The 12,297-nt window shown below is 70.2% G+C and carries 10 protein-coding genes, 1 pseudogene and 2 riboswitches; all 11 genes and pseudogenes read left to right on the plus strand.

Going from position 1 to position 12,297, the window contains the following annotated elements:
* Window positions 1–35 precede the first annotated feature (35 nt).
* Window positions 36–148, minus strand: a riboswitch (glycine riboswitch).
* A riboswitch (glycine riboswitch) is annotated at window positions 149–248 on the minus strand.
* 179 nt (window positions 249–427) lie between these two features.
* The 11 genes and pseudogenes from AMK31_RS15185 to AMK31_RS15240 all read left to right on the plus strand — a co-directional run bounded on the left by AMK31_RS15185 (window position 428) and on the right by AMK31_RS15240 (window position 12,287).
* A complete protein-coding gene (locus AMK31_RS15185; protein WP_073941047.1) occupies window positions 428–1,099 on the plus strand; it encodes an AAA family ATPase in 672 nt (223 codons plus the stop codon).
* A gap of 81 nt (window positions 1,100–1,180) precedes the next feature.
* Window positions 1,181–1,975, plus strand: coding sequence for an enhanced serine sensitivity protein SseB (locus AMK31_RS15190; RefSeq protein ID WP_073941048.1), 795 nt, complete (start codon window positions 1,181–1,183; stop codon window positions 1,973–1,975).
* A 129-nt stretch (window positions 1,976–2,104) separates the two neighbouring features.
* On the plus strand, window positions 2,105–2,869 hold the full coding sequence (locus AMK31_RS15195; RefSeq protein WP_073941049.1) for an enhanced serine sensitivity protein SseB C-terminal domain-containing protein: 765 nt from the start codon (window positions 2,105–2,107) through the stop codon (window positions 2,867–2,869).
* Window positions 2,870–3,239: 370 nt separating this feature from the next.
* Window positions 3,240–4,244 (plus strand): ABC transporter permease, encoded by a 1,005-nt coding sequence (locus AMK31_RS15200; protein ID WP_073941050.1) that lies wholly within the window; start codon window positions 3,240–3,242, stop codon window positions 4,242–4,244.
* A 70-nt stretch (window positions 4,245–4,314) separates the two neighbouring features.
* Window positions 4,315–6,114 carry an ABC transporter substrate-binding protein gene (locus AMK31_RS15205; protein WP_073941051.1) on the plus strand — a complete coding sequence of 600 codons (1,800 nt, stop codon included), beginning with the start codon at window positions 4,315–4,317 and terminating at the stop codon, window positions 6,112–6,114.
* A 108-nt stretch (window positions 6,115–6,222) separates the two neighbouring features.
* On the plus strand, window positions 6,223–7,221 hold the full coding sequence (locus AMK31_RS15210) for an ABC transporter permease (RefSeq protein ID WP_073941052.1): 999 nt from the start codon (window positions 6,223–6,225) through the stop codon (window positions 7,219–7,221).
* A complete protein-coding gene (locus tag AMK31_RS15215) occupies window positions 7,218–8,315 on the plus strand; it encodes an ABC transporter ATP-binding protein (RefSeq protein ID WP_073941053.1) in 1,098 nt (365 codons plus the stop codon). The genes AMK31_RS15210 and AMK31_RS15215 overlap by 4 nt, the downstream gene beginning before the upstream one ends.
* Window positions 8,312–9,490, plus strand: a complete 1,179-nt coding sequence (locus AMK31_RS15220; RefSeq protein WP_073941054.1) for an ABC transporter ATP-binding protein — start codon at window positions 8,312–8,314, stop codon at window positions 9,488–9,490. Before AMK31_RS15215 ends, AMK31_RS15220 begins: the two co-directional genes overlap by 4 nt.
* A 260-nt stretch (window positions 9,491–9,750) precedes the next feature.
* On the plus strand, window positions 9,751–10,428 hold the full coding sequence (locus AMK31_RS15230) for a trimeric intracellular cation channel family protein (protein WP_073941055.1): 678 nt from the start codon (window positions 9,751–9,753) through the stop codon (window positions 10,426–10,428).
* Window positions 10,429–10,453: 25 nt separating this feature from the next.
* Window positions 10,454–11,296, plus strand: a complete 843-nt coding sequence (locus AMK31_RS15235; RefSeq protein WP_073941287.1) for a thioesterase family protein — start codon at window positions 10,454–10,456, stop codon at window positions 11,294–11,296.
* A 21-nt stretch (window positions 11,297–11,317) separates the two neighbouring features.
* Window positions 11,318–12,287 (plus strand): annotated as a pseudogene (locus tag AMK31_RS15240) (helix-turn-helix transcriptional regulator).
* The last annotated feature ends 10 nt before the right edge of the window (window positions 12,288–12,297 follow it).

A 12,297-nucleotide genomic window follows, 5' to 3' on the forward strand; every position in this document is an offset into this window, starting at 1 on the left:
TCCCAGGGCATGAACGCATGACGGGCGAGGAAAGGTCCTCCCCATCTGTCATCGGAACCTGAGAGGTTCGCCGAGACCCCCACGCGGGGTAGTCACGGCTTGCACCTTGGGTGGAGCCGCCAGCCGGCGGCCCGCTTTTCAGATGTGCCTCGCCCGCGCGGTAACGGGGCCTGAGAGATTCAAGGGAGGGACTTGCTCCTTCGGCGCCCCGGCGACACGACTGCCGGGGACTCTCCCGCGCGGATTCAAACGGCCGGTATGCAGTTGGCGGCCACATCATTGCACGCCGTGCCGGATCGCGGCAGGGCCGCATCCGTAACCGGGCTGTGGCGCTACGGGTACGAAAACGCAGACATGGAGCATTACCTTCTCTTTACACTCGGCGGGGATGGAAGCTCGTGAACCGCCCCCAGGGAGGACGATCACGGTGAACAGGACCAGGGCGTACGCGACCACCACCGGCATCGCGATGCCCCGGCAGCCGGCCGTCCCGGCCGGACCGGCGTGCGCCCCGCTGCCGTCCCCCGTCGTCCGCGACCTGCGGGAGCGCGCCGGCCGCAGCCCGCGCGCCCTGCTCTTCGGCCCCAGGGACCTGGCCGTGGTCACCGGCCTCCCCGGCAGCGGCAAGTCGACCCTGATGCGGCGCACGGTGCGCGACGCCCGGCGCGTCGACTCCCAGGACACCCGCGACCGCTGGGACCACCGCGCGCCCCGCTTCCTGCCGTACGCGGTCTACCGCCCCCTGGTCCGCCTCGCCCACTACGCCGGGCTGCGCCGCGCCCTGCGCGTCGGCGAGGGCGTCGTCGTCCACGACTGCGGTACGCAGGCCTGGGTGCGCCGCTGGCTGGCCCGGGAGGCCCGCCGCCGCGGCGGCACCCTGCACCTGCTGCTGCTCGACGTCACCGCCGAGCAGGCCCTGGCCGGCCAGCGCGCCCGCGGCCGCGGCGTCTCGCGGTACGCGTTCCTGCGCCACCGCCGCGCCGCCGCCCGCCTGCTGCGCGCGGTGGAGCGGGGCCGGCTGCCCGGCGGCTGCGGCTCGGCGGTGCTGCTCGACCGGGACGCGGCGAACGCGCTGAAGCACATCGGCTTCACCGGCTGACGGCACACGCACGCGGACGGCCGAAGGGGAAGCCGATAACCTGTGCGGTCACAGCAGTGGCACGAAGCAGGCGGTAGGCAGATGGACTTCCCGGCGGACTTCTCCGCGGACTTCCCGGCACAGACCCACCCCCAGCCGCACGGCGGCTGGCCCGGCAACGAGCTGGAGGAGGTGCTGTCCGCCTCCCTCGGCGCGGGCCCGGCGGCCGGCGGCCGCATCGTCGAGGTCCTCGGCCGCAGCTTCCTCTGGATACCGCTGCCCAACGGCGGCGGCCCGGACAGCGGCCCCCTCGACCTGCCCGGCATGGAGATCGACGGCCAGGCCTACGTCCCGGTGTTCAGCTCCGAGGAACAGCTCCGCCAGATCGCCGGCGCCCACATGTCGTACACCATCGCCCCCGCCGTCGAGTTCGCCCGCGGTCTGCCCCCGCAGGTCGGCATCGCCGTGAACCCCGGCGGTGTGGTCGGCATCCCGCTGCCCCCGCCCGCCGTCGCGGAACTCTGCCGCACCGGCCGCACCCCGCTCGACGGGCCCGCGAGCGGCGGCCGGGTCCGCCTCTACGAGCCCGACTGGCAGGACGACCCGGTCGACTTCCTCTCCGCCGCCTCCGCCGAGTTCGACGGCACCGGCGTCGTCCTGACGGCCCGCCGCTGCCTCGCCGCCATCGAGACCGCCGACCCCGTCATGTTCGTCGGCGTCGAACTCTCCCACTGGGAGGGCGACGCCCGCACCCTCCCCCTCGACGCCCTGGGCCGGGCCCTCGGCCGCACCCCGGCCCCATGGCCCGTCAACCTGATCCTCCTGGACGTGGCGGAGGACCCGGTGGGCCACTGGATGCGGGAGAGGGTACGGCCCTTCTACACGCGGGGTGGATGAGCCGACCCGAGGCAAGGCCGGACTCCCCGGGCACCCTTAAGCTAGGGTCACGGCTCAAAAAGAGGGCGTTGTACGAAGGGGCGTTGAAAAGTGAGCGCTGGCACGGCCGCCACAGGCCAGGTCGAGCACATGCTGCGCCAGGTCACGCCCGGACGCTACGACGCCTACGAGGCACTGCTGCGCACCCTCGCCACCCCCTCCTCCGGCCAGGTCTGGATGCTGCTGTGGCACGGCCAGGCCGGCAGCCCCGACGCCCAGTACGGGAACATGGAGGTCGACGGCCACGGCTACGCCCCCTGCGTGACCTCCGCCCAGGAGCTGTCCGCGAGCGGCTGGAACCGCAGTTACGAAGTGGTCGACGGCCTCGACGTGGCCCGCACCCTCTACCCCGACCACTACGGCCTCTGGCTGAACCCGCACGCCCCGGGCGGCGGCGTCGGCATCCCCTGGCTCGATCTGCGCCGTATCGCGACCGGCCTGGACCGCCAGCCCGCCGGCCCGCTGCGGCTCGCCGAGCCGACCATCGAGATCCCCGCGTTCTACGCCCTGCTCACCCAGAACGCCCACCGCACCCCGGCCGTCCGCTCGCTGCGCCGGGCCTGGGTGCAGCCCGCGCTGGGGGCGCCGTATCTCGCCATCGGCCTGGATGTGTACGACACCTCGCCGGCCGCCGTGGACTCGGTACGCGCGATGATGCAGCAGTCCATCGGCGCCGTGCCGGACGGGCTGCCGGTGTCGACGGTCGCCATGTCCGACGGGTACGACCCGGTCGCGATGTGGCTGCGCGCCAACGCCCGCCCGTTCTACGACCGCGAGGCGCACGCCGCCCCCGCGCAGGCCCCGGTCGCCGGCTACGGCTATCCGCCGGTGCCGCCGGTGCAGGGCCGTTACTGACCGTCGTCCTGAGCTTGGCCGGATGCCGTCCGGGGCTCATCCGGGGCTCGTCCGGATGCCGGTCAGGTTCCGGCCAGGGCCGTCTCTGCGCGCGTAGACGTGGGGCGGAAGCAGCCACTTTGTCCCCGTTGTCCCAACTGGTCACCGTCCGGCCCGCGTTACGAAGTGTTCGGATAACGGAACCCGGCAGACAGCATCACGGTTACGCATCCATTCACCGCCAAGTCTGGCAACAGATCGCCAAAGCGTTGAAGACTCCCGCACCAAGGGGTGTTCGCCCGGGTGTTCGCCCTGTGTAAGACGGACTGATCACGCCGCTACAGCGGCAAGTGCGGGCCGGCTACCGCCGGTTGAGAGGGGTCCCTGCCAGATGACGGCACCATTGCACGAGCCGACCGCGGAAGCGGCTCCGAGTGCGGCCGAGGAAGCGACGCCGGCGGGCGGCGCGAAGGCCGTACAGGGGCGCTCCCTGGGGCGGATCGCCTGGGAGCGGCTCAAGCGCGACAAACTGGCCCTCGCGGGCGGCATCGTGGTGCTGTTCCTGATCCTGGTCGCCGTGCTCGCGCCGGTGATCACCAGCCTGGTCGGGCAGGACCCCGAGGCTCACCACGAGGACCTCATCGACCCGCTGTTCGGCACGCCGGTCGGCTCGCTCGGCGGCATCAGCGGCGAGCACTGGCTGGGCGTCGAACCGGTCAACGGCCGCGACATCTTCGCCCGGATCGTCTACGGCGCCCGGATCTCCCTGCTCGTCGGCTTCCTGTCGGCGATCGTCGCCGTCGTCCTCGGCACCGTCCTCGGCATCCTCGCCGGCTTCTTCGGCGGCTGGGTGGACACCGTCATCAGCCGGGTGATGGACGGTCTGCTGGCCTTCCCCCAGCTGCTGTTCATCATCGCGCTGGTCTCCGTCATGCCGAACGAGATGCTGGGGCTGACCGGCACCGGCGTGCGCCTGTTCGTGATGATCCTGGTCATCGGCTTCTTCGGCTGGCCCTACATCGGACGCGTGGTGCGCGGCCAGACGCTCTCGCTGCGTGAGCGCGAGTACGTCGAGGCGGCCCGGTCGCTGGGCGCCGGGCGGTTCTACATCCTGTTCAAGGAGCTGCTGCCCAACCTGGTCGCGCCCATCATCGTGTACACGACGATGATGATTCCCACCAACATCCTCACCGAGGCGGCACTCAGCTTCCTGGGCGTGGGCGTCAAGCCGCCCACGGCCTCCTGGGGGCAGATGCTTTCGAGCGCGCTCGACTACTACGAGTCGGATCCCATGTACATGGTGATCCCGGGCGTGGCGATCTTCATCACCGTTCTTGCCTTCAACCTCTTCGGCGACGGCGTGCGCGACGCGCTGGACCCGAAGGGCTCCCGCTGAACTGCCGTACCCCAAGCGACCCGTGGCGCAAGGCACGGGGTCTCTCATCAATTCCGGAGGATCCGAGATCGTGACTACCCAACGCACCTCAGGGCGGCGCAAGCAGGCCATGGCCGCTGCCGTCGTGGTCGCCGGGCTGCTGACCACGGCGGCGTGCGGCGGCGGCGGCGGTGGCAACGGCGACAAGGGCGGGAAGAACGGCGCGGCCGGCTTCGACGCCGCGAACAACAAGGTTGCCCAGGCCGACCTGGCCAAGAAGGGCGGCACGCTGAAGTTCGCCAGCGCCCAGGACGCCGACTCGTGGGACACCACGCGTGGCTACTACGGCTTCATGTGGAACTTCTCGCGCTACTACAGCCGCCAGCTCGTCACGAACAAGACGGAGCCCGGCAAGGCCGGCGCCGAGCTGACCCCGGACCTCGCCACCGGTCTCGCCAAGATCAGCGACGACGGCAAGACCTACACGTACACCCTGCGTGACGGCATCACCTGGGAGGACGGCAAGCCGATCACCTCCAAGGACGTCAAGTACGGCATCGAGCGTGTCTGGGCGCAGGACGTGCTCTCCGGCGGTCCGACGTACCTCAAGGAGGTGCTCGACCCCAAGGGTGAGTACAAGGGCCCGTACAAGGACAAGTCCGCGGACAAGCTGGGTCTGAAGGCGATCGAGACGCCGAACGACAAGACCATCGTCTTCAAGCTTCCGAAGGCCAACTCGGACTTCGAGGAGATGCTGGCGCTGATCTCCGCGTCCCCGGTCCGCCAGGACAAGGACACCAAGTCCAAGTACGGCCTGCACCCGTTCTCCTCCGGCCCGTACAAGTTCGAGTCGTACAACCCGGGTAAGGACCTGACGCTGGTCCGCAACACCGAGTGGAAGCAGGACTCGGACCCGATCCGCAAGGCGTACCCGGACAAGATCACGATCAAGTTCTTCTCCAACGCCAACGACCTGGACGCCCGGCTCATCGCCGGTGACTACGACCTGGACCTCGCCCAGACCAGCCTGTCCCCGCAGGGCCGCTCCACCGCCCTGAAGGAGCACAAGGACAACCTGGACAACCCGGTCTCCGGCTACATCCGTTACGCGGCCCTCGCGCAGAACGTGAAGCCGTTCGACAACATCCACTGCCGCAAGGCGGTCCTCTACGGCGCCGACCACGTCTCCCTGCAGACCGCGCGCGGCGGCCCCGTCGCCGGCGGCGACATCGGCACCAACATGCTGCCGCCCGGCATCCCCGGCGGTGAGGGCCAGAAGTACGACCCGTACGAGATGGCCGGTGCCAACAAGACCGGCAACGTCGCCAAGGCCAAGGAAGAGCTGAAGGCCTGCGGCAAGCCCGACGGCTTCAAGACCACCATCGCGGTCCGCAACAACAAGCCGGTCGAGGTGGCCACCGCCGAGTCGCTCCAGGCGTCGCTGAAGAAGGTCGGCATCCAGGTCGAGATCGACCAGTACGACGGTGCCCAGAACTCCAGCGTCGTCGGCAGCCCCTCCAACGTGGAGAAGAAGGGCTACGGCATCATCATCATGGGCTGGGGCGCCGACTTCCCGTCCGTCCAGGGTTACGGCCTGCCGCTGTGGCACAGCAAGTACATCCTGGAGAGCGCCAACAACAACTACGCGCTCATCAACGACAAGGCCATCGACGGCCTGTTCGACGAGTACGTGAAGACGCTGGACGACGCCGGCAAGACGAAGATCGCCACGGAGATCAACCACAAGGTGATGGACGGCGCGTACTACCTGCCCTTCGTCTTCGAGCGGTTCCTGAACTGGCGCTCGGACCGGCTGGCGAACGTCTACACCACTGACGCGTACAGCGGTATGTACGACTTCGTCAACCTCGGCCTGAAGAACACGAAGTAACCGGCACACCCGCCGTACGGCACGAAAGGCAGGTGAAGGCCGGCGCGGCGTGACCGCGGGCCACCGGAAGACCTCCGGTGGCCCGCGGTCCGCGGCGGGCCGTTAGCTGTGCTCGCTTACCTCATCAGGCGGTTGTTCGCCGCCGCAGTGATGCTCGTGGTCATCGTCATGGTGGTCTTCAGCATCTTCTTCCTCATCCCCAAGTGGGCCGGCGTCGACGTCGCACTGAGCTTCGTGGGCAAGCAGGCCGACCCCGCCGCCGTCGAGGCCGTGCGGGTGAAGCTGGGGCTCGGCGACCCGATCTACTCGCAGGTCTGGGAGTTCTTCAAGGGCATCTTCGCGGGCCGCACCTACGCGGCCGGCGGTGACGTCACACACTGCTCCGCGCCGTGCTTCGGCTACTCCTTCCGCAGCGAACAGGCCATCTGGCCGGTGCTGACCGACCGCTTCCCGGTGACCCTGGGGCTGGCGCTCGGCGCGGCCGTGCTGTGGCTGATCTTCGGCCTCGCCGCGGGTGTGCTCTCCGCGCTCAAGCGGGGCACCTTCTGGGACCGCGGCGCGATGATCGTCGCCCTGGCGGGTGTCTCCCTCCCCATCTACTTCACCGGTCTGCTCAGCCTCGCGGTCTTCTCCTACGGCCTCGGCTGGATCAACGGTGAGTACGTGCCCCTGGAGGACAGCCTCACCGGCTGGCTGGGCGGCATGATCCTGCCCTGGGTCACCCTCGCCTTCCTCTACGCGGCGATGTACGCCCGCATCACCCGCGCCACCATGCTGGAGATCCTCGGCGAGGACTACATCCGCACCGCCCGCGCCAAGGGCCTGCGGGAACCGGTCGTCATCCGCAAGCACGCGATGCGCTCGACGATGACGCCCATCCTCACCATGCTCGGCATGGACCTCGGCGCCCTGATCGGCGGAGCGATCCTGACCGAGACCACGTTCTCCCTGCCCGGCCTCGGCCAGGCCGTGCTGAACGCGATCAAGAACCAGGACCTGCCCGTCATCCTCGGTGTCACCCTGATCACTTCTCTCGCGGTGCTCATCGCCAACCTCGTGGTGGACGTCCTGTACGCCGTGATCGACCCCCGAGTGAGGCTCGCATGACCGAACTCAGCAAGACCGGCGCGGCCGTGGGCGAGCCCACCACCTCCGGCGCCGCGCCGACCGCCTTCCTGGAAGTGCGCGACCTGAAGGTGCACTTCCCCACCGACGACGGCCTGGTGAAGTCCGTCGACGGGCTCAGCTTCCAGCTGGAGAAGGGCAAGACCCTCGGCATCGTGGGCGAGTCCGGCTCCGGCAAGTCGGTGACCTCGCTCGGCATCATGGGCCTGCACACGGCCGGGCAGTACGGCAAGCGCAAGCCGCAGATCTCCGGCGAGATCTGGCTCAACGGCACCGAGCTGCTGTCCGCCCCGGCCGACGAGGTGCGCAAGCTGCGCGGCCGCGAGATGGCGATGATCTTCCAGGACCCGCTGTCCGCGCTGCACCCGTACTACACGATCGGCCAGCAGATCGTGGAGGCGTACCGGATCCACCACGACGTCGACAAGAAGACCGCCAGGCGCCGTGCGGTCGAGATGCTCGACCGGGTGGGCATCCCGCAGCCCGACAAGCGCGTCGACAACTACCCGCACGAGTTCTCCGGCGGTATGCGCCAGCGCGCGATGATCGCGATGTCACTGGTCAACAACCCGGAGCTGCTCATCGCGGACGAGCCGACCACCGCCCTGGACGTCACCGTCCAGGCGCAGATCCTGGACCTGATCCGGGATCTGCAGAAGGAGTTCGGCTCGGCGGTCATCATCATCACCCACGACCTGGGCGTCGTCGCCGAGCTCGCCGACGACCTGCTGGTGATGTACGGCGGCCGGTGCGTCGAGCGCGGCCCGGCCGAGAAGGTGTTCTACGAGCCCCGCCACCCCTACACCTGGGGTCTGCTCGGCTCGATGCCGCGCCTCGACCGCGACCAGCAGGAGCGGCTGATCCCGGTCAAGGGCTCCCCGCCCTCCCTCATCAACGTCCCGTCCGGCTGCGCCTTCAACCCGCGCTGCCCGTACGCGGACCTGCCGAAGGACAACGTCACCCGCACGGTCCGTCCGGAGCTGACCGAGGTCGGCAGCCGGCACTGGGCCGCCTGCCACATGGGGCAGGAGCAGCGGGAGCGTATCTGGACCGAAGAGATTGCGCCGAAGCTGTGAGTGACGAGAAAGCGGTGACGATTCCCGCGCAGAGCGACGGCACCCGTGCCGAGCGCGAGGTGCTGCTGAAGGTCACCGGCCTGCAGAAGCACTTCCCGATCAAGAAGGGCCTGCTCAAGCGGCAGGTCGGCGCGGTGCACGCGGTCGACGGCCTCGACTTCGAGGTCCGGTCCGGTGAGACGCTGGGCGTCGTCGGCGAGTCCGGCTGCGGCAAGTCGACGATGGGCCGGCTGATCACCCGCCTGCTGGAACCGACCGGCGGCAAGGTGGAGTTCGAGGGCCAGGACATCACGCACCTCGGGGTGGCGGGCATGCGTCCGCTGCGCCGCGATGTGCAGATGATCTTCCAGGACCCGTACTCGTCGCTGAACCCGCGCCACACCATCGGCACGATCATCGGCGCTCCCTTCAAGCTCCAGGGCGTGACGCCCGAGGGCGGCATCAAGAAGGAAGTGCAGCGGCTGCTGTCGGTCGTGGGTCTCAACCCCGAGCACTACAACCGCTACCCGCACGAGTTCTCCGGCGGTCAGCGCCAGCGCATCGGCATCGCCCGCGCGCTCGCGCTGAACCCGAAGCTGGTCGTGGCCGACGAGCCGGTCTCCGCGCTGGACGTGTCGATCCAGGCGCAGGTGGTGAACCTGCTGGACGACCTCCAGGACGAGCTGGGCCTGACGTACGTGATCATCGCGCACGACCTGTCGGTGGTCCGGCACGTCTCGGACCGGATCGCGGTGATGTACCTCGGCAAGATCGTCGAGCTGGCCGACCGGGACTTGCTCTACAAGACGCCGATGCACCCGTACACCAAGGCGCTGATGTCGGCGGTGCCGATCCCGGACCCGAAGCGGAAGAACGCCAAGAGCGAGCGCATCCTGCTCAAGGGCGACGTGCCCTCGCCGATCTCCCCGCCGAGCGGCTGCCGGTTCCACACCCGGTGCTGGAAGGCGACGGAGATCTGCAGGACGACCGAGCCGCCGCTGCTGGAGCTGCGCCCCGGCCAGCAGGTCGCCTGCCACCACCCGGAGAACTTCGAGGACCAGGCGCCGCAGGACACGGTCCTGCTGACCGCCGCCAAGGAGGCGGGCGAGCTGGTGCCGGACGCGGTGCTCGAGGAGTCGGCGGAGACGTCGACGGCGGTGAAGAAGGCCGTCGAGAAGACCTCCGACGACGACTAGGCTCTGTCGTTTGGATCAGCCCGGTTGTGAGGGACGGTGTGTCCTGGCCGAGTCGAGCGGGGTCTGGTGCGTGCAGCTGCAAGGCGGAGGAGGGAGTCGACGCGGCGCGTCGGCGACTGACGACAACGCGGCAGATGTGCGTGCCAGACCCCGCGACGCCGGGATGATCCAAACGACACCCCCTAGGGGGCCAGAGCGCGATCGGGAGGGGTGCGTCCGGGACTGCGGATGCACCCCTCTTGACACGTCAGAATGTTCGGGTGCTCCAGCAACTGTTCACCCCGTCCGTCCAGCACACCCTCGATCTGATCGGCATCTTCGTCTTCGCGATCTCGGGTGCGCTGCTGGCCGTCCGCAAGAACTTCGACGTCTTCGGCATCGCCGTCCTCGCCGAGGTCACCGCGCTCGGCGGCGGACTCTTCCGTGACCTGGTCATCGGCGCCGTACCGCCGGCCGCCTTCACGGACCTGGGGTACTTCATCACCCCCCTGCTCGCCGCGCTCCTCGTCGTCTTCCTCCATCCGCAGGTGGAGCGCATCCAGACCGGGGTGAACGTGTTCGACGCCGCCGGGCTCGGCCTGTTCTGCGTCTCGGGGACCATAAAGGCGTACGAGTACGGCCTGGGTCTGACCGCCTCCGCGGCCCTGGGCCTGGCCACGGCGGTCGGCGGCGGTGTGCTGCGGGACGTGCTGGCCAACGAGGTGCCGTCGCTGCTGCGCTGGGACCGCGACCTGTACGCGGTGCCGGCGATGGTGGGCGCCGCGATGGTGGTGCTGTGCATCCGCTTCGACGCGCTGACCACGGTCACCTCCGGGTTCGCGGTCGTCACGGCCTTCGTCCTGCGGCTGCTGGCGATGCGCTACCACTGGCGGGCGCCGCGGGCGTGGAACCGGCGGTCGACGGTGCGTGAGGAAGACCCCTCCAAAGCTACCGCTTAGTAATTTTCTGTTGTACGGTACCGCCATGGCTCAGGCATCCCAGGCGACGATCGGCAACAGCGAGTTCGACCGCGACACGGCCGTCACGCGCCGCGCGGAGGGCGTCTACGACATCGACCTCTCCGCCGGCTGGACCATCATCAACGCCGTCAACGGCGGCTACCTGCTCGCCGTCCTGGGTCGGGCCCTCGCGGACGCCCTGCCGCACCCCGACCCGTTCACCATCTCCGCGCACTACCTGACCGCCTCCCAGCCGGGCCCCGCGGTCGTCCGCACGGACGTGGTGCGCACCGGCCGCACCCTCTCCACCGGCCAGGCCTCCCTCCTCCAGTACGACGACCACGGCAATGAGGTCGAGCGCATCCGCGTCCTCGCCTCCTACGGCGACCTCGGCGCCCTGCCCGACGACGTCCGGACGACGGCGAAGCCGCCCGCGATCCCGCCGATCGAGCAGTGCTTCGGCCCCGACGACGCCCCGGCCCCGGTCCCCGGCAGCTCCGCGATCACCGACCGGCTGATGCTCAAGCTCGACCCCGCCACCCTCGGCTGGGCGCTCGGCGCGCCCTCCGGCAAGGGCGAGATGCGGGCCTGGTTCGGCCTCAAGGACGGCCGCGACGCCGACCCCCTCTCCCTGCTGCTCGCGGTGGACGCGCTGCCGCCCACCGCCTTCGAGCTCGGCATCTCCGGCTGGGTGCCCACGGTCGAACTCACCGTGCACGTCCGCCGCCGCCCGGCCCCCGGCCCGCTGCGCGTGTCCATCACCACCCGCAACCTGGCCGGCGGCTTCCTGGAGGAGGACGCCGAGGTGTGGGACAGCGAGGACCGGCTGGTCGCCCAGTCCCGGCAGCTGGCGCGGGCCCGGGTGTAACCCGTACGGGATGCTGGGGCGGTGAAGTCCGACCGCCTGCTGTCGATCCTGCTGCTCCTCCAGACGCGCGGCCGCGTCCCCGCGCACGAACTCGCCGAGCGGCTGGAGGTGTCCGTCCGCACGATCTACCGGGACGTCGAGGCCCTGTCCGCCGCCGGCGTCCCGGTGTACGCCGAACGCGGCCGGCACGGCGGCATCGAACTCCTCGCGGGCTTCCGCACGGACGTCACCGGACTGACCGCCGACGAGTCCCGGGCCCTGTTCGTGCTGGCCGCGCAGGGCGCCCACGCCGCCCTCGGCCTGGACGGCGCGCTCGGCTCCGCCCTGCGCAAGGTGATGGCGGCGCTGCCGGCCCCGCACCGCCCGGCCCGCCGACGCCGTCTCCCGGCGCGTCCTCGTCGACGCCACCCGCTGGAAGGGCGGCCCGCAACCCGCCGTCGACCTCGACACCCTCCAGGACGCGGTCTTCGCCGACCGCCGGCTGCGGCTGCGCTACCGGCACGGCGGCGCCGACGCGCCGCGCACCTACACCGTCGACCCGTACGGCCTCGTCGCCAAGGCCGGCGTCTGGTACCTGGTCGCCGACCGGCGGTCGACGCCGCGGCTGTTCCGCGCCGACCGGGTGCGCTCCGCGCGGGTGCTCGACGAACCCGTGCGGCGCCGCCCCGGCGTGGAACTCGCCGACGTCTGGGAGGTGCTGCGCCGCGGGGTGGAGGAACGCCCCGGCGGCCTCGACGTCACCGCCCGCGTCCGGCGCGACCGCCTCGACCTGTTCCTGCGCATCAACAGGCCCTGGCTGGCGGCGGATCCGGACGACCCCGCCGGCGACGGCGAGTGGGTCACCGTACGGCTGTCGTACGGCGTGCTGGGCGAGGCCCGCGGGCTGCTCCAGTTCGCCGACCACGTGGAGGTCGTGTCACCGCCCGAGGTGCGCGCCGAACTGGCACGGGCGGCGGCGGCCGTGACCGGGCTGTACGCGGGGGACGGCTGAAATACGCCGG

The organism is Streptomyces sp. TSRI0107 (genome assembly GCF_001905845.1).
Lineage (GTDB): Bacteria > Actinomycetota > Actinomycetes > Streptomycetales > Streptomycetaceae > Streptomyces.

Bases quoted from the DNA above. Each gene is read 5' to 3' on its own strand.
- AMK31_RS15235 (WP_073941287.1), top strand. From the start codon at position 10,454: ATGGCTCAGGCATCCCAGGCGACGATCGGCAACAGCGAGTTCGACCGC.
- AMK31_RS15200 (WP_073941050.1), top strand. From the start codon at position 3,240: ATGACGGCACCATTGCACGAGCCGACCGCGGAAGCGGCTCCGAGTGCG.
- AMK31_RS15215 (WP_073941053.1), top strand. From the start codon at position 7,218: ATGACCGAACTCAGCAAGACCGGCGCGGCCGTGGGCGAGCCCACCACC.
- AMK31_RS15190 (WP_073941048.1), top strand. From the start codon at position 1,181: ATGGACTTCCCGGCGGACTTCTCCGCGGACTTCCCGGCACAGACCCAC.
- AMK31_RS15195 (WP_073941049.1), top strand. From the start codon at position 2,105: ATGCTGCGCCAGGTCACGCCCGGACGCTACGACGCCTACGAGGCACTG.